Here is a 25,284-nt window from a genome sequence, read left to right as displayed (position 1 = left end):
GTGGAGTTGGAAACTAGTCTTTTCCGATATACGGATTGTGCGAGGTGCGGAATTGTATCCGCAACGGCGTGCCCTGCAATTTGAACGCCTCCATGAACGTACGTTCCAGAAAGCGCACGTAGGACACGGGGACGTGGTCGAGCGCGGCGCCATGGATGACGACGATCGGCGGGTTGTTGCCGCCCTGGTGCGCGTAGCGCATCTTCGGACGGGAAATGCCGTGCCGCGGAGGCGCCTGCTTCGTGAGCGCAGCCTGCAGGGTCCGGGTCAGGCGGGGGGTCGACAGGTTCACCATCGCGGCCGCATAGGCGGAATCGACCGACTTCATGACCGCGGCCACGCCCGCGCCCTTGAGCGCTGAGATGTAGTGGAAGCGCGCGAAGGACAGGAAACCCAGCTTGTGTGCGATATCGCGCTTGATCAGTTCGCGGCGGTAGTCGTCGATGCTGTCCCACTTGTTCACCGCGACGACCAGGGCACGGCCCGAATCGAGGATGAAGCCGGCGATATGGGCGTCCTGGTCGGAGATATCCTGCGACGCGTCGAGCACCAGCACGACGACGTTGCATTGTTCGATCGCCTGCAGCGTCTTGATGACGGAGAACTTCTCGATGGCCTCGAAGATCTTGCCGCGGCGGCGCAGGCCGGCGGTGTCGATCAGCGTGTAATTGCGGCCGTCGCGCTCGAACGGGATTGCGATGGCGTCGCGCGTGGTGCCCGGCATGTCGAAGGCGATGACGCGCTCCTCGCCGATCAGGCTGTTCACGAGCGTGGACTTGCCGACGTTCGGGCGACCGACGATCGCGATGCGCGGCCCGTGGTCCTCGGCCTCGCCCGGCTCCTCGTCGAGCGGGAAGTCGGCGAGCACCAGATCGATGACTTGCTTGATGCCGTCGCCGTGGGCGGCCGACACGGGTAGCGGCGCACCGAGACCGAGCGCATGGAAGTCGGCAGCGACGATGCTGCGCTCCATGCCTTCGGCCTTGTTCACGACCAGATGCACGGGGCGCCCGGCCCGCCGCAGGCGCGTGGCAATCTGCTCGTCGTGCGGGGTCAGGCCGGCGCGGCCGTCGACGAGGAAGAGCAGCACGTCGGCTTCGGCGATCGCCTGTTCGGCCTGGCGGGCCATCTCGTGCATGATGCCGGTCTTGGCGACCGGGTCGAAGCCGGCGGTATCGACGACCAGATAGTCGCGGTCGCCGACGCGACCGATGCCGTAGTGGCGGTCGCGCGTGAGGCCGGGCTGGTCGGCGACGAGGGCGTCGCGCGTGCGCGTGAGCCGGTTGAACAGTGTCGATTTGCCGACATTGGGACGACCGACGAGGACGATGGTGGGTTTCAAGCGTTCATTCCCGCTCAGCGGGCCTCATACACATGGATGCCGCCATCGCGCGTCTGGACGACGAAGCCGTCGCGGCCGAAACGGCGTGGGTCGGCGGTAACGGAGCTGCTGTCGGCGCGCGTGCGGGCGGCGAAGGTGCCGTCGTCGCGTTTGAGCAGATGGACATAGCCTTCGAAGTCGCCGACCGCGACGAAGTCGCCGACGATCAGCGGGCGGGACAGGGCGCGGCGGGGCAGCGCTTCCTGCTTCCACACGTTCGCGCCGCTGGTGCCGTCGAGCGCATGGACCGCGTCGTTGTCGTCGGTGATCACGACGAAGCGGCTGTCGCGATCCATGCCGACGCTGCTGGAGAAGTCTCGCGACCACAGCGCGTTGCCGTTGGTGGCGTCGAAGCATGCGGCGCGCCCTTGGTAGGCGACGGCGCACAGTTCCTTGCGGCCGATCACCGGCGTGCCGGCGACGTCGGCGACGCGCTCGAGTTCGGTCGCGCCCTTGGGGGTCGCAACGGTCAGCTCCCAGAGTTGACCACCGTTGGCGAGGCTTACCGCAACGAGCTTGCCACCCGGGTAGCCAGCCACCGCGGCCGCACCTTCCAGCGTGACGCCGGCGAAGCTGCGCAGCGACAGCGGCGGCGTCGCGCGCTGGAACACCCAGCGGCGTGCGCCGGTATTGGCGTCGAGTCCGATCAGGCGGCTGTCCGAGGCGCGCACGACGACGATCGCGTCGCCCACCGCCGGGGCGGCGAGCACTTCGGCGCCGATCGCGGCACGCCAGCGCTCGGCGCCGTTCGCCGCGTCGAGTGCGACGACCTCGCCGGCCGTGGTGGCCACGACGGCGAGCTTGCCGTTGCTGCCCACGCCCGCGGACAGGCGCTTGGCGGCGTTGACCGTCCACACCGCCTTGCCGTCCTTGAAGCGCGCGACGGCGCCGTCATGGGCTGCGGCATAGACGTCCTCGCCGACGACCGCGGGCTGGAATACATAGGAACCGGATTTGCCGATGCGCGCCTGCCACAGCGGGCGCAACTCGGCCGAGGCCTTGAAGTCGGGCAGCTTGGCCGGCTTCGGTCCCGATTCGGCGAAAGGGTTGAGGGAGGAGCAGCCGGCAAGCAGCGCCAGCGAGGCCGCCAAGGCGAGCGCGGTGAACGGTCGCTTCATTGCTCAGCCCTCCAGGGCCTGCTGCTTGACGCGAATGACTTCGCGCAGGGTTTCGCTGCCGTCGGCACCTTCCGCGGCCAGCGCATCGAGCGCGGCCTGGTAGGCGCTGCGAGCCTCAGCAGGCTTGCCGCTCGCCGCCAGCACGTCGCCGCGCAGGTCTTCGAAACGCGCCTTCAGGGCCGGGGCCGGCGCATTCGCGAGCTGCGCAAGCGCCTGGTCGAAGGCGCCCTCGTCGAGCAGCACGGCCGCGAGGCGCAGACGGGCGATGTCCTTCAGCGCCGGGTCGCTGCCCTTGGCGAGCAGCCATTCGAGCTGGGCGCGCGCGTTCTTGACATCGCCCTTCTCGATCTGCACGCCGGCCGAGGCCAGCGCTGCCATTTCCGCATAGGCCGTCGAGGGGAATTTTTCGATGAGCTGACCGGCCGCTTCACGCGTCTTCTGCGCGTCGCCCCTCATCATCGCCTGCTCGAGCGCGAAGTACAGCGCACCGGCTTCGCCGGCCTGCCGGTTTTTGTAGTACTGGAAGCCCTGCCAGCCGACCGAGGCCAGCGCGGCAGCCACTGCGATCGCAGTCACGAAATTGCCGTACCGGACCCACCAGGCCTTCAGTTCGGAAATCTGTTCCTGCTCTTCGAGGTCATACACTGCCATCGTTTTCCTCTTCTTCTTCAGTAAATAGGCATTCGGCGACGACATCGCCGAGGACTTCCAGGGCGACGCGCTGCTGGCCGCCGGGGCCGCGCAGGGGCTTGAGGCCGACCTCGCCCGCCGCGGCCTCGTCGTCGCCGATGACGACGGCGAGCTGCGCGCCGCTGGCATCGGCCTTTTTCATCTGCGACTTGAAGCTACCGCCGCCGCAGTGGGTGAGCACCGCGAAACCGTAGCCGCGTAGCGCTTCGGCGGCACGGAAGGCAAGCCGCTGGGCCTGCTCGCCGAGATGCACGACGTACACGTCGGGCAGCGCACGTTCGATCTCGCCGCCTCCCTCGCGCCACAGCGCCAGCAGGCGCTCGACACCCATCGCGAAACCAGCCGCGGGAGCAGGCTTGCCGCCGAGCTGCTCGACCAGGCCGTCGTAGCGGCCGCCCGCGCACACCGTGCCCTGAGCGCCCAGCCGCGTCGTGACCCATTCGAACACGGTGCGGTTGTAGTAGTCGAGGCCGCGCACGAGGCGCGGGTTGATGCGATACGGGATGCCGGCGTCCTTGAGCAGGGCCTGCACGCCGTCGAAGTGCCTGAGCGATTCCTCGCCGAGGAAGTCGATCAGCCGCGGCGCCGCCTCGACGAGTTCCTGCAGGTCGGGGTTCTTGGTGTCGAGGATGCGCAGCGGGTTGGTGTGCAGGCGGCGCTTGCCGTCCTCGTCGAGGCGGTCCTGGTGCGCGGACAGATAGGCGATCAGCTCGGCGCGGTGGCGCGCACGCTCCTCGCTGGAGCCCAGCGAGTTGAGTTCAAGCCGGACGTCCTCGAGGCCGAGGTCGTCCCACAGGCGCGCGCACATCAGGATGTGCTCGGCGTCGATGTCGGGACCGTCGAAGCCCAGCGCCTCGACGCCGATCTGGTGAAACTGGCGATAGCGGCCCTTCTGGGGACGCTCGTGGCGGAACATCGGCCCGTGGTAGTACAGGCGCTGGGCGCCCGTCGCGAGCATCTTGTGCTGGATCGCGGCGCGCACGCAGGAGGCGGTGCCTTCGGGGCGCAGCGTGAGGTGCTCGCCGTTGAGGGCGTCCTCGAAGGAGTACATCTCCTTCTCGACGATGTCGGTGACTTCGCCGATCGCGCGCTTGAACAGCGGCGTCGGCTCGACGATGGGCATGCGGATCGGGCGATAGCCGTAGCTGCGCAGCCAGTCGCGCACGATGTCTTCGAAGTGTTCCCAGGCCTCGGCGTCGTCGGGCAGGATGTCGTTCATCCCGCGCACGGCCTGCAGTGTCTGCATTACAGGTTTCTTTTCAGTCATAGGTGGACGGTTCAGGCCGCCTTTTTTGTGTACTTGGTCGCGATGTAGTTGTCGATGATCGCAATGAATTCGGCCGCGATGTTGTCCCCGCGCAGCGTAACCGTTTTTTCGCCGTCGACGAACACGGGGGCGGCGGGGGTTTCGCCGGTGCCGGGCAGCGAGATGCCGATGTTGGCGTGCTTGCTCTCGCCGGGGCCGTTGACGACGCAGCCCATGACGGCAAGGGTCATGTTCTCGACGCCGTCGTACTGCTCGCGCCAGGCGGGCATCTGCTCGCGCACGTAGCTCTGGATGGTCGACGCGAGCTCCTGGAAGAAGGTGCTGGTCGTGCGACCGCAACCCGGGCAGGCGGTGACCATCGGCGTGAAGGCGCGCAGGCCCATGGTCTGCAGGATCTCCTGCGCGACGACGACTTCCCGCGTGCGGCTGCCGTTGGGCTCGGGCGTGAGCGAGATGCGGATGGTGTCGCCGATGCCTTCCTGCAGCAGCACCGCGAGCGCGGCCGTCGAGGCGACGATGCCCTTGGAGCCCATGCCGGCCTCGGTCAGGCCCAGATGCAGCGGGTAGTCGCAGCGGCGCGCCATCTCGCGATACACGGCGATCAGGTCCTGCACGCTCGACACCTTCGCGGACAGGATGATGCGGTCGCCCCCGAGGCCGTATTCCTCGGCCTTGGCCGCGGATTCGAGTGCGGAGACGACGAGCGCTTCGCGCATCACCGCGCCGGCGTCGCGCGGCTCGGCGAGCTTCGCGTTGTGGTCCATGACGCGCGCGAGCACGGACTGGTCGAGGCTGCCCCAGTTCACGCCGATGCGCACGGGTTTGTCGTACTTGCAGGCGAGTTCGACGATGGCCGCGAACTGCGGGTCGCGCTTGACGCCCGCGCCGACGTTGCCCGGGTTGATGCGCAGCTTCGCGAGCGCTTCGGCGCACGCGGGGAAGTCCGTGAGGAGCTTGTGGCCGTTGTAGTGGAAGTCGCCGACGAGGGGGACGTCCATGTTCAGCGCGAGCAACCGGTCGCGGATATGCGGCACGGCCTTCGCGGCGGCTTCGTTATTGACGGTGATGCGCACCAGCTCCGAACCCGCGCGCGCGAGTTCGGCAACCTGCATCGCGGTGCCGAGCACATCCGCGGTGTCGGTATTGGTCATCGACTGCACGACGACGGGGGCGTCGGCACCGATCAGGACGCGCCCGACGCGGACTTGGCGCGTGCGGTGACGCGGCAGGGGGCCGGCGTGATTGTCGGGGGTGGGGGTTGTAGCCAATTCAACTCACTCCAGGGTGAATCTAGCGACGCTGACGCGCACGTGCGGCTTCATGTCGTAAGACTTGCCGCGATAGTCGAGTGACACCTGCCTGGCGTTGCCGACGACCAGCGCAAAGGGCGGCTTGCCCTGCACGGTGCGCGAACTACCGGCGCCATTGACCCCCGAATAGACGATGGAACCGCGCGCATCGCGCACCTCGATCCAGGATTCGCCTTCGAAACGGAACACGATATGTTCGACGCCTTCCGCGGGGGGTACGGCCGCCGGAGTGGCCGCAAAAGGCGGCACCACTGCCTGCGCGGTGGGCGCCGCCGGCGGGACAGCCGTGGCGGCTGCAGAGACCGGAGGAAGGGCAGCGGACGGGGGAGCAGCCGGAACCGGAGCAGTCACCGCAGCGGTTTCCGGTGCAGGCGCGGCCGGCGTTGCCGGAGTAGCGACCGGGAGCGAAGGCACGACGCCGCTCGCGGCGAGCGCGGATTCCGACACCTGCCCTTGCGGCGCGGCGGCGGCGCTGGTCACGGCGGGAGCCCCCTGCGGCGCCGGCTCGACGACGCTTTCCGCGACTTCGGCATTCTCCGCAGGCATGCGGAACCAGTCGAAGTACCAGCCCACCAGCACCACGAGCAGAAGCGCACCGGCGATCAGCCCGGCCGGGATCTGTACCGAGCGCCCGCCGCTGCCGCTGGGCATGACGCCCACGGCGTTCGACACCGGCGCGAGTTCGACGACACGCGGGGCGACGTCGGCCTCGAAGGCCGCGAGCACGGTCGCCGCATCGACACCGAGATAGCGGGCGTAGTTGCGCAGGAAACCGCGCGCGAACGCGGCGCCGGGCAGGAGATCGAGCCGCCCCGCCTCCATCGCCTCGATCTGCCGGCTGGTCAGCTTGAGGGAATGCGCGACGTCGCTCGTCGTTTCGCCACGGGCTTCGCGCAACTGCCGAAGTTGCGCGCCCATCTCGGCAGCGAGGTCGGACGATTCCGCCCCCTGCTGGTCCAGATGCACTTCTGTCACTCGTAATTTCCCTGAATCATCGTCCGGTATTCGGGACTGTCCGCAAAGCGGCCGCGCAGCTGCGCCGCGTAGCTGGCTTCGGAGTCACGGTTGCCCAGGCGGCGCGCGGTGCGCAGCCCCAGCCACACCGATTGCGGCGTCGGCTCGCCTTGCTGATGCAGGTCGACCAGCAAGGCGCTCGCGACGTTGTAGGCGCCGCGCCGGTAGGAGATGCCGGCGAGCTGGTACATCGCCTGGCGGTTCGCCGGGTCGGCCTGCAAAGCGCGGCGGAATTCCGCCTCTGCTGCCGTGTCGTTGTTCTGGCGCAGATGGCACAGGCCGGCGTTCGTGTAAGGCCGCGTGGGCGTGCGGTAGTACGGGTTGCGCGCCGACGAGGCAAGCCGCGCCAGGCCGTCCTGTACATTTCCGTTGATGCACTGGAACCAGCCGAAACTGTTGTTGAACTCGGGGTCGTTCGGCGCGATCTCGAGCGCACGCAGGAAGTTCTCGCGCGCCGCATTCGCATCGTCGATGGCCATGTACACCAGCGCCATCAGGTGATAGGCCGGCGCGTAGTTGGACTGGCTCTGCAGCGCCACGCGCGCTTCGTCGAGCGCCACGGCATAGTTGCCGAGCTGCAGGTAGGCCGCGCCCAGCTCGGCGTGCACCTTGGCCGTCGCCTCGCCCTTGCCCGACACCGGCGTGTCCGCCACGGGACGATCCGCAAGCGGCGTGCCGGCGGCGTTCATGGTGGCGTTGCAGCCGGCGAGCGCCAGCGCGAACAGCGGAAGCGACAGCTTCACGAAGAGCCGGGTCATGCACGATCCTCCATCGGTTTGACAAGGCGAACGGTGCGGCGCGTGCGGTCCTGGACCTGCCCCGCGAGCTGGCCGCAGGCGGCATTGACGTCGTCGCCGCGGGTTTTGCGGGTCGTCGTGACGATGCCCGCGTCGATCAGGATACCTGCAAAGCGGCGTATGCGTTCGGGCTGGGAACGGCCGAAACCCGAGTTCGGAAAGGGGTTGAACGGGATCAGGTTGAACTTGCACGGCACGTCGCGCACGAGGGCGACGAGCGCGCGCGCATGCGCGTCGGAGTCGTTCACGCCGTCGAGCATGACGTATTCGAAGGTCACGAAGTCGCGCGGGGCGCGTTCGAGGTAACGCCGGCACGCGGCCATCAGCTCGCGCAGCGGGTATTTCTGGTTGATCGGCACGAGGCGGTCGCGCAGCGCGTCGTCGGGCGCGTGCAGCGACACGGCGAGCGCGACCGGACATTCGTCGCGCAGGCGGTCCATCGCCGGCACGATGCCGGAGGTCGACACCGTGACGCGGCGGCGCGACAGGCCATAGGCGTGATCGTCGAGCATCAGGCGCAGCGCGGTGACGACGTTGTCGAAGTTGGCGAGCGGCTCGCCCATGCCCATCATGACGACGTTGCTGATGACGCGGCCGTTATCCGCGTCGCCCTCGGCGTCCTTGGCCCCGGCCGGCGTCGAAGTGCCGCCCAGCAGTTTGTTCGCGAGCCACAGCTGGCCGATGATCTCGGCTGCCGACAGGTTGCGGTTGAAGCCCTGCTTGCCGGTCGAGCAGAAGGCGCAGTCGAGCGCGCAGCCGGCCTGCGACGAGATGCACAGGGTGCCGCGGTTGGTCTCGGGAATGAACACGGCCTCGACCGCGTTGGCGTTGCCGACATCCAGCAGCCACTTGCGCGTGCCATCTTCCGACACGCTGTCACGGATGGCCTGCGGCGGGCGGACGCACGCCTCTTGGGCGAGCTTCGCGCGCAGGCTCTTCGCGACGTCGGTCATGCTGTCGAAATCGGTTTCGCCGAAGCGGTGCATCCAGCGCATCACCTGACGCGCGCGGAAGGGCTTCTCGTCGCGCTCGGCAAACCAGGCGACGAGGCCGTCGACGTCGAAATCGAGCAGATTGACCGGTGTTTCCATGTGTTTCCTGTGCTGCCCTCAAAATGCAATCGGCCCGCGTTGCACGAAGTGCGCGGGCCGATCCGCGGGCGTAGCCCTGAGAGGCTTAGCGGGCGTAAACGTTCATTCCGGGGAAGAAGAACGCGACTTCGACCGCAGCGGTTTCGGGCGCATCCGAACCGTGGACGGCGTTGGCGTCGATCGAGTCGGCGAAGTCGGCGCGGATGGTGCCGGCAGCGGCCTTCTTCGGGTCGGTGGCGCCCATCAGGTCACGGTTCTTGGTGATGGCGTTCTCGCCTTCCAGGACCTGAATCATCACCGGGCCGGAGATCATGAAGGACACCAGATCCTTGAAGAAGGGGCGCTCCTTGTGCACGGCGTAGAACTGGCCGGCCTCGCGCTCGGACAGGTGCACCATCTTCGAGGCGATGACCTTGAGACCTGCATCTTCGAAGCGCTGGTAGATCTTGCCGATCACGTTCTTGGCGACGGCGTCGGGCTTGATGATGGACAGGGTGCGTTCGATAGCCATTTGAAAAAACTCCGGATTGAATCGGTCTGCGAAAAATTGGGCGCAAAAAGCGTAGCTCGTGATTCTAGCAGTTTTTCTTGACAGTCTCCCAGCGCTACGACAACGGCACCCAGGCCGCAGCACCTCGCCGGTGCGCGGAGTTTTTGCGCTGCAGCAAACGTGGCGCACTTCTTGCGGAAGACCCTGAAACAAACATGGAAATACAGGCTCCGCCATGACGCATTCCGGTAATCATCGACGCACATCCGACATCGATCTGCTGACAATTTACGAGATCAGCAAGGTTTTGACCTCATCGCTCGACTTCAGGCAATGCGTGCAGAGCGTGCTGCGCCTGCTGCTGACGCAGCTCCACATGCGCCACGCACTGGTCGGTCTGGTGCAGGCGGACGAGCAGCTGCACATTCTTGGTGCAGCTGGCGTGCCCTGGCCGATGAGTGAGGCGCCGGTTCTCGACCCCGGCGCGGGGGTGATCTCCAAGGTGATCCGCAGCGGTTCGCCGATCGTGATCCCCGACATCGCCGCGGACACGAACTTCACGAACCGCACCGGGCGCGACCCTCAGCAGCTTGCGGGGGTGTCCTACGTCGTCGTGCCGCTGAAGCTCGACCGCGAGGTGATCGGCATCCTCTCGGCCGACCGCCATCCCGACGCCGAGCAGCCGGTTAACTTCGAGCGCGACGTGCGCATCCTGTCGCTGGTCGCGAACCTGCTGGCGCAGACCTACCGCCTGCACCAGTCGGTGGCGGCGGACCGGCAGGTGCTGATCGAGGAGTCCGCCCGCCTGCAGAAGCAGCTGCAGGGTAGCTACGACATCGAGAACGTGGTGGGGCGCTCGAAACGCATGAAGGAGGTGTTCGCGGACGTGCATCAGGCAGCACCGTCCGGCGCGACGGTGCTGCTGCGCGGCGAGTCGGGCACCGGCAAGGAGGCGATCGCGCACGCGATCCATTACCTGTCGCCGCGCGCGAAGGGGCCGTTCGTGAAGCTGAACTGTGCGGCGCTGCCGGAGACGCTGCTGGAGTCGGAGCTCTTCGGCCACGAGAAGGGCGCGTTCACCGGCGCGACCTCGGAGCGCAAGGGGCGTTTCGAGTTGGCCAAGGGCGGCACGATCTTCCTCGACGAGATCGGCGATATTTCGCCGGCCTTCCAGGCGAAGCTGCTGCGCGTGCTGCAGGAGCAGGAGTTCGAGCGCGTCGGCGGCAACAAGACGCTGCGCGCCGATGTGCGGCTGGTGGCGGCGACGAACCGCAACCTGGAGGAGATGGTGCAGCGGAACGAGTTCCGCGCCGACCTGTATTTCCGCCTCAATGTGGTGACGATCTTCATGCCGTCGTTGCGCGAGCGGAAGGACGACATCCCGCTACTGGTGGATTTCTTCCTTGACCGCTTCAACCGCGAGAACCGCCGCCAGCTGACGATGACGCAGGGGGCGTTGGAGATCCTGATGCAGTGCAACTGGCCGGGCAATGTGCGCGAACTGGAGAACTGCATCCAGCGCGCGGCGACGATGACGCGCGCGAACACGATCCGCGAGGTGGATATGCGCTGTCAGAAGGGGCAGTGCTTCTCGGCGGTGCTGCTGGAGAGCGCACAATCGCGGGCGTGTTTCCCCGTGATCGGGGTGCCGGTACGCAGCGCGCCGCCCGCGCGGACGGCACCCGCGGCACCGGCTGCGGATCCGGGCGACGAGGTCGCGGCCGCCAGGGCGCCGACCAGCGAGCGCGAGCGTCTGGTCGATGCGATGGAACGCTGCGGCTGGGTGCAGGCCAAAGCGGCGCGCCTGCTGGGGCTCACGCCGCGGCAGATCGGTTATGCGCTACGCAAGTACAACGTGGAGGTGAAGCAGTTGTGACGGCCGGGGGACTGGCTCCGAGGCAGAGGTGGCTTCGACCCGCCCGAGCGCGGGGGACTCCCCTTCGGGCAGGCGCTCGCGGCCTTCGGCTTCCCGGATCGAGGCGGCTTGCGGGGGCGGCGACGCAAACTCGCCGGCTGCGCCGGCTCAGACATGCGTCGCCTTCATCCCCCGCAAGCCGCCCCGATCCGGCGCTCACGACAGCCCGGCGGGAAGCCCCCCGCGCTCGGGCTGCGTGGGTGGATTGCTCGTCGGTCGCTTAGACGGGGCGGTTGTCGGCGACCTTCACCGGCCCCATCTCGGCCAGCGCCTGCGCGTACTCGGCACGCGGGAAGCCGCCGCCGAGCTTCGCCGCGGCATCAACGATCGCGTCGATCTTGGCCTCGGAGGACATCTTCTTGAGGTCGCCCTTTTCCAGGTACAGGAGTTCGAGGAGCTCGTTGTAGACGGTGGCCTCGTCCAGCGGCAGGACGTAGTAGCTGACGCCGTCGATGTCGAGCAGGTATTTCTTCGAGATGTCGACGTTGCCCGCGAAGATGAAGTACTTGCCCGTCGGGACGAGCGCGGCGCCGAAGGTGGCGCGGACGTCGTCGAGGTGGGCGAGCGAATCGATGTGCAGGGCGAGGAAGCTCACGGCTTCGCCTTCGACGGCGAGGATGACCTGGTCGGCCTTGATTTCGGGCGGACGTTTTTCGCCGGCGATCGAGGGCGGGAATTTGAGGCCGAGCTCGCCGCGGAAGCCATAGCGGGCGGTCTTGCCGGTAGGGCCGGAGAAGGTCGGGGACAGGAGCTTGCCGTCGAGGGCGCTGAACAGGGTCGGCGTGGTCATGTGGGATCTCTCGTGCAGTGACAGTGGGTAAGGCGGTTCGTTCACCGTTCCGCAAGAACTGCGCCACGGCACTGGACGCACGCAGGGTCAGCGCACAACACATTGTATTTGCAGGCCTTTCCGCGCGCAGGCGACTTCCGGCGACTGCGGCGCGCGGGCGGTGGCAACGACGGCGCAGGGACGACATTCCGGACATCGACGCGACATTGCTGTCGCACATGCGACATCGCAGCGCGGGGGCGACACCGCGCAGATAGTTCTTTTCTTTCAATGCATTGCACCGATCGCGCGGCACTGGCACAGGCATTGCAGTTATCCCCGCAGACGCTGCGCGGCGTGCTTTCGCGACGTTGCGGCCTGATGGATCACTGCGAAGGGAGTTCCCCATGTCAACGCAAGGCCTCGTTGTGCCCGAAGCCCCTGCCCGCAAGATCATTCCGCTCGCCGTGGCGGGAACGGCCGCGCCGCGCGCGGGCGGCTGCGGCACCGCGACGAAGGGCGGTTGCGGGTCGGGCAGTTCCGCCGGACTGCCGCAGCATGTGCGCGACCGCGTCCACGACCATCCCTGTTACAGCGCGGAGGCGCATCACCACTTCGCGCGCATGCACGTGGCGGTGGCGCCGGGCTGCAACATCCAGTGCAACTACTGCAATCGCAAGTACGACTGTGCGAACGAGAGCCGGCCGGGCGTGGTGTCGGAGAAGCTGACGCCAGAACTGGCGGCGAAGAAGGTGCTCGCGGTGGCGGCGCAGATTCCGCAGCTGTCGGTGGTGGGGGTGGCGGGCCCGGGCGATGCGCTGGCGATCCCCGAGAAGACCTTCCGCACCTTCGAGCTGATCAGGGAGGCGGCGCCCGACATCCGGCTGTGCCTGTCGACCAACGGGCTGGCCCTGCCCGATCACGTCGAGCGCATCAAGGCGCTGGGGGTGGACCACGTGACGATCACGATCAACATGATCGACCCGGCAATCGGCGCGCAGATCTATCCGTGGATTTTCTTCGACCACAAGCGCCGGCGCGGGCTGGAGGCGGCGCGCATCCTGCATGAGCGGCAGATGCTGGGGCTGGAGATGCTGGTCGCCGCCGACGTGCTGGTGAAGGTGAACTCGGTGATGATTCCGGGGATCAACGACCGCCATCTCGCCGAGGTGAACGAGGCGGTGAAGTCGCGCGGGGCCTTCCTGCACAACATCATGCCGCTGATCTCGGACCCGGCGCACGGCACGCATTTCGGCCTGACGGGACAGCGCGGGCCCACGCCGGCGGAGCTGAAGGCGCTGCAGGATGCGTGCGAGGGCGAGATGCAGTTGATGCGCCACTGTCGCCAGTGCCGCGCCGACGCGGTGGGGATGCTGGGCGAGGATCGCGGCGCCGAGTTCACGTCGCACAACGTCGATGCGATCGCGGCCGGGGTCGATGCGGCGGAAGTCGCCGAATCGCGCGCGGCCTATCGCAGCTTCGTCGAGCGCGAGCGCGCCGATCAGAGCGAGGCGGCGGATGCGGCCCGGTCCCGGCTCGGAACGACCGCCGAGACCCGGCTGGTGGCGGTCGCGACCAAGGGCTCGGGGCGGATCAACCAGCACTTCGGCCACGCCGAGGAATTCCAGGTGTACGAGGTGTCGGCCGCTGGCGCGAAGTTCGTCGGCCATCGCAAGGTGTCGCTGTACTGCCAGGGCGGTTACGACGATGACGAGGCGCTGCCGGGGATCGTCGAGGCGCTCGCGGGCTGCGGCGCGGTGTTCGTCGCGAAGATCGGCCACTGTCCGCGCAAGGACCTCGCGGCAGGGGGCATCGCCGCGATCGAGGACTACGCGCACGAATACATCGAGGCCTCGCTGATCGACTGGTTCGCAAAGTCGGTCGCGGGCGCGGCCACCATCGCAGCCTGAGGAGGAACGAACATGTGCGTGACCCTGACCCCCGCCGCCGCCGATTTCATGACGCGCATCGTGCGCTTCGGCGGCGGCAGCGCCGACAGTGGCTTCCGGCTGTCCGTGAAGCCCGGCGGCTGCTCGGGCTTCGATTCGAGCTTCACGGTCGAGCCCGCCCCCGCCGCCGGCGACGCGGTGATCGAGCAGCTCGGCGTGCGCTTGTTCCTGACCGGGGACAGTTGCGCGCTGCTGCGCGGCTACACGGTGGATTTCACCGAGAACAGCGTCGACAGCCGACTGAGCTACCACAAGGAAGGCGCGGCGGAGGCCTGCGGCTGCGGCTCGGGGAATGGTGCGCAGGCACCCGGCGCCGCGGTCGCGGTGAAGTTCTTCAAGCCCGGCAGCAGCTGCGCCAAGGGATAGGAGGAATCATGTTCGCGCGCGATTCGGACATCGTCGAACTCGACGGACAGCCGGCCTTCGACTACGGCGAGAAGGTCATCTCGCGGAAGAACGTCAGGAACGACGGCACCTTCCACGGCCGCGAGATCGGCGACGTGCTGGTGAAGAAAGGGGATGTCGGCTACGTGAAGAGCATCGGCACCTTCCTGCAGCAGTTCTACATCTACGGCATCGACTTCGTCGACCTGGGCTACGTGGTGGGCATGAAGGGGCGCGAACTGCGCTCGCTGGATGCGCCCTCGCCCGAGGTCTGCGACGAGGACGACGCACACCATTTCGAAGAAGAGGAAACGATGCGATGAAAGTCACCGTGCGCAAGGAAACGGCCGGCCACTATTCGATCTACGTGGCGAAGAAGGATCTCGAGGCGCGCGTCGTGAGCGCCGAACACCCGGCGATCTGGGGCGGCAAGGTGGAGCTCGACAACGGCTGGACGCTGGAGATGCCGGCGATGGCGGCGGACACGCGCCTGCCGGTCACGGTGGAGGCGCGCAGGCTGGGCGAAGGCTGAGCTTCAGGCACTCCCGAGCGCGAGCAGGCCGTCGACCTGCCGCACGATCGCCTCACTCACGTCGCGATCCAGGCGCTTCAGCCAGCGGACCGGAATGGCGTCGACGCCGTAGTGCGCCCCCGCCAGCATGCCGGCGATCGCGCCGGTAGTGTCGGCGTCGCCGCCGCAGTTCACGGTGCGGATCAGGCAGGACTCGAAGTCGTCGGTAGAAAAGAACGCGTACAGCACCGTCTGTGCGGTGTCGACGACGTAGCCGGTTGCGCGCTTCGGGTAGGGGTCGAAGCGGAACTGGCGGTGCGCGTCGACCAGCGCCTTGGCATGCGCGCGCAGCTTGGCGAGATTGTCGCGCCAGTGGCCGCCATGCAGGAGATCGGCGAGCATGCGTGCAAGGCACAGCGTCGCGGCGTCGGACAGCGGGTGGTTGTGCGTGACGTGCGCCTGCTCGAGCGCGCAGCGTTCGAGGAGCGCCATGTCGCGGTAGGCGAACAGGATCGCGGGCAGCACGCGCATCAGCGCGCCGTTGCCGGCGTCCCCGTCCGAGAAGGGCGATTCGAGCGAGCCGTCGCGCCCAAAGCGCACGAGACCGCGGCGGCAGGTGTTGCCGACGTCGATGGGCTTGGATTTCAGCCACGCGAGCCAGTGTTCGGCGATGTTCTTCAGGTCCCACCCGCCCGACTCGATGATCGCGGCGCCGAGTGCGAGCGACATCTGCGTGTCGTCCGTGACCTGCCCGGCTTTCAACCTCAGCCAGCCGCCGCCGACGATGTCGCGCAGCTCGCCGTACTGGTGGCGAATCTCCGAGGGCGTCAGGAACTCGACCGTGGCGCCCAGCGCGTCGCCGACGGCAAGGCCCAGGTAGGCGCCCAGGGCGCGTTCGCGCAGGGTCGGTTCTGTCGCGTTCGTCATAGGGTCGCCATCCTGACACGATAGTCGCCGCCGAGCACCAGCATTTCCCCCTCGCCGCGCAGCAGCGGTCCCGGCATCAGCTCGTTGCAGTACACGACCTTGCATAGTGGCACCTCGACTTCGAGGATGGTGTCGCCGAACTGGTCGGCAATGTCGCGCCGTGTCGTGAACGAGACAAGGTTGTTCTGCCGCGCGATGGCCTCGCGTGCGCGCCCGGGTCTGCCGTCGGCGCGCGGCAGCCAGGCGACGACCTGATGCTCGGCGAAGTCATTCACGCCGCGGTACAGCGTGAGGTGGCGCCGACCGGGGTATAGCCAGCGGCGGAACACATGCTGCGCATACTCGTACAGCAGATCGAGCTGCGCATGGATGCAGTTGTTGTGGAAGCGCGCGTTCATCTTCTCCTCGACGTACTGCATCCACGCCTCGGACGGGTAGCGCCCGAGCGGCCGCTTGTGGAAAGTCGGATGCAGGCCGAAGCGCGACTCGGCCCACCCCTTGAGCACCGCGCCTTCACTGCCGTTGGCGTCGAAGCCCCAGCCGCGCAACAGGCGCAGGTAGCTCGCGCGGTAGCGCTTGCGCCCGGCCGCATCGCGCTCGCCCGGCAGGTTCAGTTCGAACACGGTGTGCATGTAGATCTGGAAGGCGAGCACGGCCTCGTCGGCGCACGTCGCGTCGCCCAGCATCGCGAACAGCGCGCGGTTGGTCTCGCGCACGCCGTGGATGTGCAGCGGCAGCGGATGCTCGTTGAACGCGACGCTCGCGACGAGCCCGGTCGGGATGCCGACGAGATTGGTCGAATGGCCGTATGCGGCGGCGGCGCGGGCCTCAGTAGTTGCTGAAATGGCCTTCACGCCTCGCCTGCGCGCGCGCCTGCTTCACCAGCTCGCCGGACTGGGGCGGCGCGGCGGGCGCGGACACCTGTTTTTCCAGCGCAGTGCCGCCACAGTGCGGACAGTGTGGCGTCTGGCTGGCGCGCACGAGCAGCTCGAAGGTCTTGGCGCAGGCGGGACAGCGGTAGTCGAAGATCGGCATTGGGCCTCCGGAATGGTTGGGTCGGGTCGGCCATCGAGCAGCAAGAAGGATGCCGCCTGCAACGGTCGCCAATTGGCGCGCATATCCCCTTGCGCCGACGCACAAACGCGACATTCGCCTCCTCTCGCGACATGCCGATGTCCGACACTCGCCGCGCCCTTGTCGCGTTGCCGACAGGTCCGGCGCCGCTCCTGCGGCCCTCCCCTCCCCGCCAAAATCCCTTGCTGCGACTGGCTTTCGTGACTTTTTGGCGCGATTGGCACAGCCCTTGCCATAGGGGAACTGTGCCGGTTCGCCGGGTGTGAAAGCAGGACTCACTTTTCTTGAGGAGAAATGAAATGTCCCTTCGTCAAATCGCGTTCTACGGAAAGGGTGGCATCGGCAAATCGACCACGTCGCAGAACACCCTCGCCGCGCTGGCCGAGATGGGCCAGAAGATCCTGATCGTCGGCTGCGACCCGAAAGCCGACTCGACCCGCCTGATCCTGCACGCCAAGGCGCAGGACACGGTGCTGTCCCTCGCCGCCGATGCCGGCTCGGTGGAGGACCTCGAGCTCGAGGACGTGCTGCGGGTCGGTTACCGCGACATCCGCTGCGTGGAGTCGGGTGGCCCGGAGCCCGGCGTCGGCTGCGCCGGTCGTGGAGTGATCACCGCGATCAACTTCCTCGAAGAGAACGGCGCCTATGACGGCGTGGATTACGTCTCCTACGACGTGCTCGGCGACGTCGTGTGCGGCGGCTTCGCGATGCCGATCCGCGAGAACAAGGCGCAGGAAATCTACATCGTGATGTCCGGCGAAATGATGGCGATGTACGCCGCCAACAACATCTCGAAGGGCATCCTGAAGTACGCCAACGCCGGCGGCGTGCGCCTGGGCGGCCTGATCTGCAACGAACGCCAGACCGACAAGGAATACGAACTGGCGGACGCGCTGGCGAAGAAGCTCGGCACCTCGCTGATCCACTTCGTGCCGCGTGACAACGTCGTGCAGCACGCCGAACTGCGCCGCATGACCGTGCTCGAGTACGACCCCGGCTCCAAGCAGGCCGCCGAGTACCGCACCCTGGCGCAGAAGATCCACGCCAACAAGGGCAACGGCACGATCCCGACGCCGATCACCATGGACGAGCTGGAAGACCTGCTGCTCGAGTTCGGCATCATGCAGAAGGAAGACGAGTCGATCGTCGGCAAGGCCAAGGCCGCCTGACTTCCACGCACACAGGAGAGTTGAAATGACCCCCACGCTCACTGCGTTCGCTGCCCCCCGCGGGGGCGATGCCTCCTTCGGGACGGCCCATCAGGAGGCATGATCATGAGTGCAGTTCTGGACGACAAGACGCGCAACAAGGCGTTGATCAACGAGGTGCTCGAGGTCTACCCCGAGAAGGCCGCGAAGAAGCGCGCCAAGCACCTCAACGTGTATGAGGAAGGCAAGCCCGACTGCGGCGTGAAGTCCAACATCAAGTCCCTGCCGGGCGTGATGACGATCCGCGGCTGTGCCTACGCCGGCTCGAAGGGCGTGGTGTGGGGCCCGATCAAGGACATGGTGCATGTGAGCCACGGTCCGGTCGGCTGCGGCCAGTACTCGTGGGCCACCCGGCGCAACTACTACAACGGCACGACCGGGGTCGACGCCTTCGGTGCGATGCAGATCACGTCCGACTTCCAGGAGAAGGACATCGTCTTCGGCGGCGACAAGAAGCTCGACAAGCTGGTCGACGAGATCACGCAGGTCTTCCCGCTGGCGAAGGGCATCTCGGTGCAGTCCGAGTGCCCGATCGGCCTGATCGGCGATGACATCGAGGCGGTGTCGAAGAAGAAGTCCAAGGAAGTGAACCTGCCGATGGTGCCGGTGCGCTGCGAAGGCTTCCGCGGCGTGTCGCAGTCGCTCGGCCACCACATCGCCAACGACGCGATCCGCGACTGGGTGTTCGACAAGGCGGACTACGAGAAGCCCTTCGAATCGACGCCCTACGACGTCGTGCTGATGGCCGACTACAACATCGGCGGCGACGCGTGGAGTTCGCGCATCCTGCTCGAGGAGATGGGCCTGCGCGTGATCGGCCAGGGCACCGGCGACGCGACGCTCAAGGAAATCGAGATGATGCCGCGCGCGAAGCTGCTGCTGCTGCACTGCTACCGCTCGATGAACTACATCGCCCGCCACGTCGAAGAGAAATACGGCGTGCCCTGGTTCGAGTACAACCTCTTCGGCCCGACCAAGATCGCCGAATCGCTGCGCGGCATTGCCGCCTTCTTCGACGACACGATCAAGGAAAAGGCCGAGCAGGTCATCGCCAAGTACACGGCACTGTCGCAGGCGGTCATCGACAAGTACAAGCCGCGCCTCGCGGGCAAGAAGGTCATGCTCTACGTCGGCGGCCTGCGCCCGCGCCACGTTGTCGGCGCGTACGAGGACCTCGGCATGGAAGTGGTCGGCACCGGCTACGAGTTCGGCCACGGCGACGACTACCAGCGCACCACCCACTATGTTAAGGACGGCACGCTGATCTACGACGACGTCTCCAGCTTCGAACTGGAGAAGTTCGCCGAGAAGATCCGCCCCGACCTGATGGCCTCGGGCGTCAAGGAAAAGTACATCTTCCAGAAGATGGGCATCCCCTTCCGCCAGATGCACAGCTGGGACTACTCCGGCCCGTATCACGGCTTCGACGGCTTCGCGATCTTCGCCCGTGACATGGACATGGCGATCAACTCGCCGGTATGGGGCATGACCAAGGCCCCCTGGAAGAAATAAGGAGCACGACCATGCCTCAATCAGCTGAAAAGGTCCTCGACCACGCCGAGCTGTTCAAGGAACCGGAATACCAGGAGATCTTCGAGCGCAAGAAGGGCTTCGAAGGCGGCTGCGGCGCGGCCAAGGTCCAGGAGATCGCCGACTGGACCAAGACGATGGAATACCGCGAGATCAACTTCAAGCGCGAAGCCCTCGTCATCAACCCCGCGAAGGCGTGCCAGCCGCTCGGCGCGGTGCTGTGCGCGTCCGGCTTCGAAGGCACCCTGCCCTACGTGCATGGCTCGCAGGGCTGCGTGGCCTACTTCCGCTCGCACTTCAACCGCCACTTCAAGGAACCGTGTTCGGCCGTGTCCGACTCGATGACCGAGGACGCGGCGGTGTTCGGCGGCCTCAACAACATGGTCGACGGGCTGGCGAACGCGCATGCGCTGTACAAGCCGAAGATGATCGCGGTGTCGACCACCTGCATGGCCGAAGTCATCGGCGACGACCTCGACGCCTTCATCAAGACGGCGAAACAGAAGGGTTCGGTCCCCGAGGACTTCCGCGTACCGTTCGCGCACACGCCGTCCTTCGTCGGCAGCCACGTCACCGGCTACGACAACATGCTCAAGGGCTTTCTCACGAGCTTCTGGGACGGCAAGACGCGCAGCGAAACCGCGGCGCCCGCGATCAACCTCAACGGCGGCTTCGACGGCTACTGTGTCGCCAACAACCGCGAGCTGAAGCGGATGATGAAGGAGATGGGCGTCGAGGCGACCATCATCTCCGACCCGTCCGAGGTCTTCGATACCCCGGCCGACGGCGAATTCCGCATGTACGCGGGCGGCACCACCGCCGACCAGATGGAAGCCGCGCTGCACGCCAAGGGCACGGTCTTCATGCAGGGCATCTCGGCGGCGAAATCGGCCGACTACGTCGCGAAAGCGGGCCAGAAGACGGTGTCGCTCAACTGCCCGGTCGGCGTCACCGGCACCGACGCCTTCCTGATGGCGGTGTCCGAGCTCACCGGCCAGCCGATCCCGGCCTCGCTGGAGCTCGAACGCGGCCGCCTCGTCGATGCGATCGCCGACTCGCAGGCCCACCTGCACGGCAAGCGCTTCGCGCTGTTCGGCGACCCCGACATGCTGCTGGGCCTGACCGCCTTCCTGCTGGAACTCGGCGCCGAGCCGGTGCACATCCTTTGCAGCAACGCGACGAAGGAATGGACGGCGAAGATCAACGCGCTGCTCGCCGCCAGCCCCTTCGGCAAGGACGCCAAGGCCTGGCCGGGCAAGGACCTGTGGCACCTGCGCTCGCTGCTCGCCACCGAGCCGGTCGATTTCCTGATCGGCAGCTCGCACGGCAAGTACCTCGAGCGCGACATCGGCACGCCGCTGATCCGCATCGGCTTCCCGATCTTCGACCGCCACCACCACCACCGCTTCCCGATCTGGGGCTACCAGGGCGGCCTGAACGTTCTCGTGAAGATCCTCGACAAGATCTTCGACACGCTGGACGCGAAGACCTCCGACTCGGCCAGCTTCGACCTGGTCCGCTGAGGAGATCCGGCATGCCCACCGTTACCTTCAGTTCGCCGAAGATGCGCCGCGACCTCACCGTCTATGCCCCTGCGGGCGACCGCAAGAGCATCCTCGGCGTCGCCCGGGAGCACGGCGTCGCGATCGACTGCGAGTGTCAGAAAGGCGAATGCGGTTCCTGCACGGTCGAGGTGATCCACATCGGCAACAAACCGCCGATGGCGGTGCACCTCACCGAGAAGGAAAAGCTCACGCTGCTAACGTCCGGCAAGCTCGCGCGGCAGGAGTTCGAGGAGTTGGAACTGCTGGATCTGGCGCCGCGTTACCGGCTCGCGTGCCAGTACCTGCTGCTTGATGAGGATATTGTTGTGAAGTTCTGAGCGGATGGATTTTGCTCACGGCATCCGGCGATTTCTCTCCGCGCCGGATGTTGCTCGGCCCGCCCGCAAGGCGGGCCGTTATCTTCTTTGTCGACGCTGGGCGGTGGGGTATCGCGGAAACAAGGAACCGCGGCCATCAACCCGATACAGCCACTCAAGCCTTCAACCATATGACGCCCACTATTTAGGGGAATCGTCATTCAAAACCGCAGATTCGCTTTTGAAATAAACGGCCTTGCTATACGTACGTCCTTGGCAAAAAAACACCTTTATCGACCAATTGCCCCGCGCTCAAGGCCTGCTGCTTCAAAGGAATGCAGCTGCTTTGCCAGAAGCTCAGCCATACGGACCGCATTAATTAGGTCGGTACGCGAGAATTGAACCTCGACCAAGATTGTCGCCCCCCAGGAAAACCACAATTTACAGCCTGGAAATGGCGCTTCCTTTCTGTCAGTACAGCTGATGTAGTACTTAACTTTTTCGTCGACAATGAGTTCGTAATACACCGCATCGGTCATCGGCGTCCCATTCTTAGCGCGCAGCTTTTCGATAGCTTCATTGCCCAGACTTCGCGTTAGCCGTTCAAGCTCGTCTGGCGTGGGATTAAATTTGGATATTTGCCTAAACCGCCGAAGCCCCTGACGCTTTTGATCTGAGTCTTCCTCAATGACATCAAATTGAGGCGCCATACTCTTTGGAGCGTTCGAAAAATGACTGATCTGATAGCGGCGATCGCCCCACAGATAAATCAATAGCTTACTACCCGGCCCCGCCGGCCAGTACATCTCGTCATGGCGCTCCGGGCTCCACGGCTGCACATCAGGCACCGTCGCATGTAAGGTCACGCTGTCCACAGACCCATCTGTCAAATTTCTAGCGTAGCTCTTAAGCCAGGTCTTTTCGGGGATGAGAAATGCCGTTTCGTCGATGGGGATATATGCCAGCCCATCCTTGCTTTTCACTGGATTTGGAAGCGTTGCGGATCCTCCGCACCCGCCCATGATGAGTGCAAGCCACACGAGGAACATGAGATTAAGAAGGTCTTTCATCGCAAACTATCCGGGCTTTGATATTGACGCAGCTCTCTGTCTCTGGGGTCAGATCTCGTTTCTTGCCCACGTAACCATACAACCGCCCTACTCGCTGCGATCCAGCCAATTTTCCACGGCCCGTCCCGGCACCCGGCGGAACTACTTCAGATTGGCGGCGACGACTGTAAGGCCCAGCGCACGTGCATGCGCCGCGATCTGCAGATCATTCGGGCCGACGGGCATGCCGGGCCGCAAACTCTCCCTGGCGATTGCGCACAAGGTCGGAGACGACATTGGTATCGAGCAGGTAACGCGGCACGCCAGGTTGCGCAGCCTTCCTCAAAACGAAACGTCGTCGAGCGGCGGCAAGCCGGAATCGACATCGGGGAATTCCCGTGGGAGAGCCTCCAACCCGGAAAGCACGGCAAGCAGGCGGTTTCTGCGCACCGGCTCTATGATCAGCCTGCCACCTTCGCGATGGATAATCGCTTCGTCGGCATCGAGTTCGAATTCGTGAGGAACCCTGATGGCTTGATTCCTGCCCCTGAAAACACGTACGCGACGTCGTTCGGCCTGCATGGGGGTCGCCTTTAAGTTTTACCTATTCTCATAGCATGGGCCGACCAGACTGGAACGTCAATTTTGCCGAACCCGGAGATGAACGCCATGCACCGAGAAATTCTGGAATTCTGGTTCGACGAGCTCTCACCCGCCCAATGGTGGAAGAAGGACGCCGCCTTCGACCGCATGATCGCCGAACGCTTCGGCGACGTGCACGCCCAGGCCGCGCGCGGCGAGTTGTTCGAGTGGCGGAGCACGCCGGCCGGACGGCTGGCGGAGGTAATCGTGCTGGATCAGTTCTCGCGCAACATGTTCCGCGACTTGGCGGCGGCGTTCGCGTGCGACGGGATGGCGCTGGTGCTGGCGCAGGAGGCGATCGCGACGGGGGCGGAGCAGGCGCTGCGGCCCAACGAGCGCAGCTTCCTGTACATGCCCTTCATGCACAGCGAGTCGCTGGCGATCCACAAGATCGCGGTGCAGCTCTTCGAGCGCAACGGCATCCCGGGCAACCTGGACTACGAGCTGAAGCACAAGACGATCATCGAGCGCTTTGGGCGCTATCCGCATCGCAATGCCATTCTGGGAAGGGAGTCGACCCCGGACGAGGTCGAATTTCTGAAGCAGCCGGGCTCGCGCTTCTGAACGCGGCCGGTTCGGCCCGCCGCACAGGGCGGGCCGTTGTGTTACGGCTGGCCGCTCAGAGGATCATGCGGCCGACGTACCATGCGGCGCCGGCGATGAGGGCGCTGCACGGGATCGTGAGAACCCACGCCCAGACAATGCTGCCCGCCACGCCCCAGCGCACGGCCGAGACCTTGCGCGCGGAGCCGACGCCGACGATGGCGCCGGTGATGGTGTGGGTGGTCGACACCGGGATGCCCATCGCGGTGGCGAGGAACAGCGTGATCGCGCCGCCGGTTTCGGCGCAGAAGCCGCCGACCGGTTTCAGCTTGGTGATGCGCTGGCCCATGGTCTTGACGATGCGCCAGCCGCCGAACATGGTGCCGAGGCCGATGGCGAGGTAGCAGGTGACGATGACCCAGGTCGGCACGGGGTCCGTGCTCTGGCTGATGCCGGCGGCGATCAGGAGCATCCAGATGATGCCGATGGTCTTCTGCGCGTCATTGCCGCCGTGGCCGAGGCTGTAGAGCGAGGCCGAGACGAGCTGCAGGCGGCGGAACCACTTGTCGACCTTGCGCTGGGGCGTTCGGAAAAATAACCATGAGACGCCCACCATCAGCAGCGAACCGAGCAGGAAGCCCAGCAGCGGCGACACGAGGATGAAGGCGACGGTCTTGATGAGGCCGGAGGCGAGCAACGAGCCGAAACCGCCCTTGGCGACCGCGGCACCGACGAGGCCGCCGATCAGCGCGTGCGAGGAGCTGGACGGGATGCCGTAGTACCAGGTGATGACGTTCCACGCGATCGCCCCGACCAGTGCGCCGAACACGACGATGTGGTCGACGACCGCGGGGTCGATGGTGCCCTTGCCGATCGTGCTCGCGACCTTCAACTGGAAGATGAAGATGGCGACGACGTTGAAGAAGGCCGCAAACGCGACCGCATGCTGCGGCTTGAGCACGCCGGTCGAGACGACCGTCGCGATCGAGTTCGCCGCATCGTGGAAGCCGTTCATGAAGTCGAACAGCAGGGCCAGCACCACGAGAAACATCACCGTGGCGAGCCCGATCTCCAAAGTTGCCATGTCGTTTTCCTGGAGATCGCGGGTCAGGAGTTTTCGAGCACGATGGCCTCGAGGATCTTGGCGACGTCCTTGCAGCGATCGGTGACCGATTCGAGCAGTTCGTACACGCCTTTCATCTTCAGGACCACACGGACGTCGGGCTCTTCGCGGAAGAGGCCCGACAGCGCCTTGCGCAGGACGCGGTCGGCGTCGGATTCGAAGCCGTCGATCTCGTGGCAGATGCGCAGGATCTCGCGGCCGTTGTCCATGTTGGACAGCAGCACGACCGCCGCGCGCACGCTCTCGGCGCAGGACAGGGACAGCTCGGCGATGCGCAGGGCGTCCTCGGTCACTTCGACGATGTCGTACAGCGAGACGGTTTCGGCGACGTCCTGGATGGTGTCGAGCACGTCGTCCATGTGCGAGATGAGCTGATGGATCTCGTCGCGGTCGAGCGGCGTGATGAACGTGGAGTGCATCAGCGCCATCACGTCGTGGTTCAGCTTGTCCGCGCGGGTCTCGATCTCGTCGATGTCGGCGGTGGTCTTCGCCGCTGTCGATGCGTCCTTTCCGACGGCCTGCATCAGCGCGACCAGGGCTTTGGCGCCGGCCACGATCTCGTCTGCATGGGCGTTGAACAGGGTGAAGAACTGTCCCTCACGGGGCATGAAGCGGGAGAACATGATTGTTTTTGCCTGCCG

Annotated in this window: 27 protein-coding genes; 11 read left to right on the top strand and 16 right to left on the bottom strand. The window is 65.9% G+C overall.

The features are described from left to right. Positions 1 to 13: 13 nt before the first annotated feature. The 9 genes from der to ndk form a co-directional block, all read right to left on the bottom strand. Positions 14 to 1,342: a ribosome biogenesis GTPase Der gene (der, locus tag AzCIB_RS03590; RefSeq protein WP_050414632.1), complete on the bottom strand. Its 1,329-nt coding sequence runs from the start codon at positions 1,340 to 1,342 to the stop codon at positions 14 to 16. A gap of 14 nt (positions 1,343 to 1,356) precedes the next feature. Beyond that, on the bottom strand, positions 1,357 to 2,499 hold the full coding sequence (gene bamB / locus AzCIB_RS03585) for an outer membrane protein assembly factor BamB (protein ID WP_050414631.1): 1,143 nt from the start codon (positions 2,497 to 2,499) through the stop codon (positions 1,357 to 1,359). 3 nt (positions 2,500 to 2,502) lie between these two features. Next, positions 2,503 to 3,150, bottom strand: a complete 648-nt coding sequence (locus AzCIB_RS03580) for a tetratricopeptide repeat protein (RefSeq protein ID WP_050414630.1) — start codon at positions 3,148 to 3,150, stop codon at positions 2,503 to 2,505. Then, a complete protein-coding gene (hisS, locus tag AzCIB_RS03575; protein ID WP_232299346.1) occupies positions 3,137 to 4,435 on the bottom strand; it encodes a histidine--tRNA ligase in 1,299 nt (432 codons plus the stop codon). Before hisS ends, AzCIB_RS03580 begins: the two co-directional genes overlap by 14 nt. Before the next feature lie 32 nt (positions 4,436 to 4,467). Continuing rightward, positions 4,468 to 5,724: a flavodoxin-dependent (E)-4-hydroxy-3-methylbut-2-enyl-diphosphate synthase gene (gene ispG / locus AzCIB_RS03570; protein WP_050414628.1), complete on the bottom strand. Its 1,257-nt coding sequence runs from the start codon at positions 5,722 to 5,724 to the stop codon at positions 4,468 to 4,470. 6 nt (positions 5,725 to 5,730) lie between these two features. After that, positions 5,731 to 6,741 carry a helix-turn-helix domain-containing protein gene (locus AzCIB_RS03565; RefSeq protein ID WP_050414627.1) on the bottom strand — a complete coding sequence of 337 codons (1,011 nt, stop codon included), beginning with the start codon at positions 6,739 to 6,741 and terminating at the stop codon, positions 5,731 to 5,733. Continuing rightward, positions 6,738 to 7,538 carry a type IV pilus biogenesis/stability protein PilW gene (gene pilW / locus AzCIB_RS03560; RefSeq protein WP_050414626.1) on the bottom strand — a complete coding sequence of 267 codons (801 nt, stop codon included), beginning with the start codon at positions 7,536 to 7,538 and terminating at the stop codon, positions 6,738 to 6,740. Before pilW ends, AzCIB_RS03565 begins: the two co-directional genes overlap by 4 nt. Continuing rightward, positions 7,535 to 8,668 carry a dual-specificity RNA methyltransferase RlmN gene (gene rlmN, locus AzCIB_RS03555; RefSeq protein ID WP_050414625.1) on the bottom strand — a complete coding sequence of 378 codons (1,134 nt, stop codon included), beginning with the start codon at positions 8,666 to 8,668 and terminating at the stop codon, positions 7,535 to 7,537. The genes pilW and rlmN overlap by 4 nt, the downstream gene beginning before the upstream one ends. 85 nt (positions 8,669 to 8,753) lie before the next feature. Continuing rightward, complete coding sequence (gene ndk, locus AzCIB_RS03550; RefSeq protein WP_050414624.1) at positions 8,754 to 9,179, bottom strand: nucleoside-diphosphate kinase; 426 nt, start codon at positions 9,177 to 9,179, stop codon at positions 8,754 to 8,756. 214 nt (positions 9,180 to 9,393) lie between these two features. Between ndk and nifA the strand changes: the two genes are divergently transcribed. Then, a complete protein-coding gene (gene nifA / locus AzCIB_RS03545; protein ID WP_050414623.1) occupies positions 9,394 to 11,034 on the top strand; it encodes a nif-specific transcriptional activator NifA in 1,641 nt (546 codons plus the stop codon). A gap of 259 nt (positions 11,035 to 11,293) precedes the next feature. Here the strand turns inward: nifA and AzCIB_RS03540 are convergent, their stop codons facing one another. Next, positions 11,294 to 11,863, bottom strand: coding sequence for a hypothetical protein (locus tag AzCIB_RS03540; RefSeq protein WP_050414622.1), 570 nt, complete (start codon positions 11,861 to 11,863; stop codon positions 11,294 to 11,296). A gap of 386 nt (positions 11,864 to 12,249) precedes the next feature. Between AzCIB_RS03540 and nifB the strand changes: the two genes are divergently transcribed. The 4 genes from nifB to nifT are packed head-to-tail and all read left to right on the top strand — an operon-like array spanning position 12,250 to position 14,707. Continuing rightward, the gene (gene nifB / locus AzCIB_RS03535; protein WP_050414621.1) at positions 12,250 to 13,752 is read left to right on the top strand and encodes a nitrogenase cofactor biosynthesis protein NifB; all 1,503 of its coding nucleotides are present in this window, start codon (positions 12,250 to 12,252) and stop codon (positions 13,750 to 13,752) included. Positions 13,753 to 13,764: 12 nt separating this feature from the next. Continuing rightward, positions 13,765 to 14,157, top strand: coding sequence for a HesB/IscA family protein (locus AzCIB_RS03530; RefSeq protein ID WP_050414620.1), 393 nt, complete (start codon positions 13,765 to 13,767; stop codon positions 14,155 to 14,157). Between the two features lie 8 nt (positions 14,158 to 14,165). Beyond that, the gene (locus AzCIB_RS03525; RefSeq protein ID WP_050414619.1) at positions 14,166 to 14,498 is read left to right on the top strand and encodes a nitrogen fixation protein NifZ; all 333 of its coding nucleotides are present in this window, start codon (positions 14,166 to 14,168) and stop codon (positions 14,496 to 14,498) included. Continuing rightward, positions 14,495 to 14,707 carry a putative nitrogen fixation protein NifT gene (gene nifT, locus AzCIB_RS03520; protein ID WP_050414618.1) on the top strand — a complete coding sequence of 71 codons (213 nt, stop codon included), beginning with the start codon at positions 14,495 to 14,497 and terminating at the stop codon, positions 14,705 to 14,707. Before AzCIB_RS03525 ends, nifT begins: the two co-directional genes overlap by 4 nt. A gap of 3 nt (positions 14,708 to 14,710) precedes the next feature. Here nifT and draG read toward each other — a convergent pair whose 3' ends face one another. From draG to AzCIB_RS03505, 3 genes are read right to left on the bottom strand one after another with little or no spacing between them, the layout of a single operon-like run. Then, positions 14,711 to 15,613 (bottom strand): ADP-ribosyl-[dinitrogen reductase] hydrolase, encoded by a 903-nt coding sequence (gene draG, locus AzCIB_RS03515; protein WP_050414617.1) that lies wholly within the window; start codon positions 15,611 to 15,613, stop codon positions 14,711 to 14,713. Continuing rightward, positions 15,610 to 16,467 carry an NAD(+)--dinitrogen-reductase ADP-D-ribosyltransferase gene (locus AzCIB_RS03510; protein ID WP_232299345.1) on the bottom strand — a complete coding sequence of 286 codons (858 nt, stop codon included), beginning with the start codon at positions 16,465 to 16,467 and terminating at the stop codon, positions 15,610 to 15,612. Before AzCIB_RS03510 ends, draG begins: the two co-directional genes overlap by 4 nt. Then, positions 16,442 to 16,648, bottom strand: coding sequence for an FmdB family zinc ribbon protein (locus AzCIB_RS03505; RefSeq protein ID WP_050414616.1), 207 nt, complete (start codon positions 16,646 to 16,648; stop codon positions 16,442 to 16,444). The genes AzCIB_RS03510 and AzCIB_RS03505 overlap by 26 nt, the downstream gene beginning before the upstream one ends. Before the next feature lie 338 nt (positions 16,649 to 16,986). Between AzCIB_RS03505 and nifH the strand changes: the two genes are divergently transcribed. From nifH to AzCIB_RS03485, 4 genes are all read left to right on the top strand, one after another. Then, entirely contained in the window at positions 16,987 to 17,856 is an 870-nt protein-coding gene (gene nifH / locus AzCIB_RS03500; protein ID WP_050414615.1) for a nitrogenase iron protein, read from the top strand. Positions 17,857 to 17,961: 105 nt separating this feature from the next. After that, positions 17,962 to 19,407 (top strand): nitrogenase molybdenum-iron protein alpha chain, encoded by a 1,446-nt coding sequence (gene nifD, locus AzCIB_RS03495; RefSeq protein ID WP_050418192.1) that lies wholly within the window; start codon positions 17,962 to 17,964, stop codon positions 19,405 to 19,407. A gap of 11 nt (positions 19,408 to 19,418) precedes the next feature. Beyond that, positions 19,419 to 20,948 (top strand): nitrogenase molybdenum-iron protein subunit beta, encoded by a 1,530-nt coding sequence (gene nifK / locus AzCIB_RS03490; protein WP_050414614.1) that lies wholly within the window; start codon positions 19,419 to 19,421, stop codon positions 20,946 to 20,948. An 11-nt stretch (positions 20,949 to 20,959) separates the two neighbouring features. After that, positions 20,960 to 21,307: a 2Fe-2S iron-sulfur cluster-binding protein gene (locus tag AzCIB_RS03485; protein WP_050414613.1), complete on the top strand. Its 348-nt coding sequence runs from the start codon at positions 20,960 to 20,962 to the stop codon at positions 21,305 to 21,307. Positions 21,308 to 21,576: 269 nt separating this feature from the next. Here AzCIB_RS03485 and AzCIB_RS03480 read toward each other — a convergent pair whose 3' ends face one another. Further along, on the bottom strand, positions 21,577 to 22,356 hold the full coding sequence (locus tag AzCIB_RS03480; RefSeq protein WP_050414612.1) for a hypothetical protein: 780 nt from the start codon (positions 22,354 to 22,356) through the stop codon (positions 21,577 to 21,579). Between the two features lie 186 nt (positions 22,357 to 22,542). On the opposite strand from AzCIB_RS03480, the gene AzCIB_RS24395 reads away from it, so the two are divergent. Both AzCIB_RS24395 and AzCIB_RS03470 read left to right on the top strand, forming a co-directional pair. Next, positions 22,543 to 22,932, top strand: a complete 390-nt coding sequence (locus tag AzCIB_RS24395) for a hypothetical protein (protein WP_198149609.1) — start codon at positions 22,543 to 22,545, stop codon at positions 22,930 to 22,932. 72 nt (positions 22,933 to 23,004) lie between these two features. After that, positions 23,005 to 23,541: a DUF924 family protein gene (locus AzCIB_RS03470; protein WP_050414610.1), complete on the top strand. Its 537-nt coding sequence runs from the start codon at positions 23,005 to 23,007 to the stop codon at positions 23,539 to 23,541. A gap of 55 nt (positions 23,542 to 23,596) precedes the next feature. On the opposite strand, the gene AzCIB_RS03465 is transcribed toward AzCIB_RS03470, so the two are convergent. Together AzCIB_RS03465 and AzCIB_RS03460 are read right to left on the bottom strand one after the other, a co-directional pair. Beyond that, complete coding sequence (locus tag AzCIB_RS03465) at positions 23,597 to 24,604, bottom strand: inorganic phosphate transporter (RefSeq protein WP_050414609.1); 1,008 nt, start codon at positions 24,602 to 24,604, stop codon at positions 23,597 to 23,599. A gap of 23 nt (positions 24,605 to 24,627) precedes the next feature. After that, positions 24,628 to 25,266, bottom strand: coding sequence for a DUF47 domain-containing protein (locus tag AzCIB_RS03460; RefSeq protein ID WP_050414608.1), 639 nt, complete (start codon positions 25,264 to 25,266; stop codon positions 24,628 to 24,630). Positions 25,267 to 25,284 lie beyond the last annotated feature (18 nt).

The sequence above is a fragment of the Azoarcus sp. CIB genome, assembly GCF_001190925.1.
In the GTDB taxonomy this organism is placed as follows: domain Bacteria; phylum Pseudomonadota; class Gammaproteobacteria; order Burkholderiales; family Rhodocyclaceae; genus Aromatoleum.
This window is presented reverse-complemented; position numbering and strand designations above follow the sequence as displayed.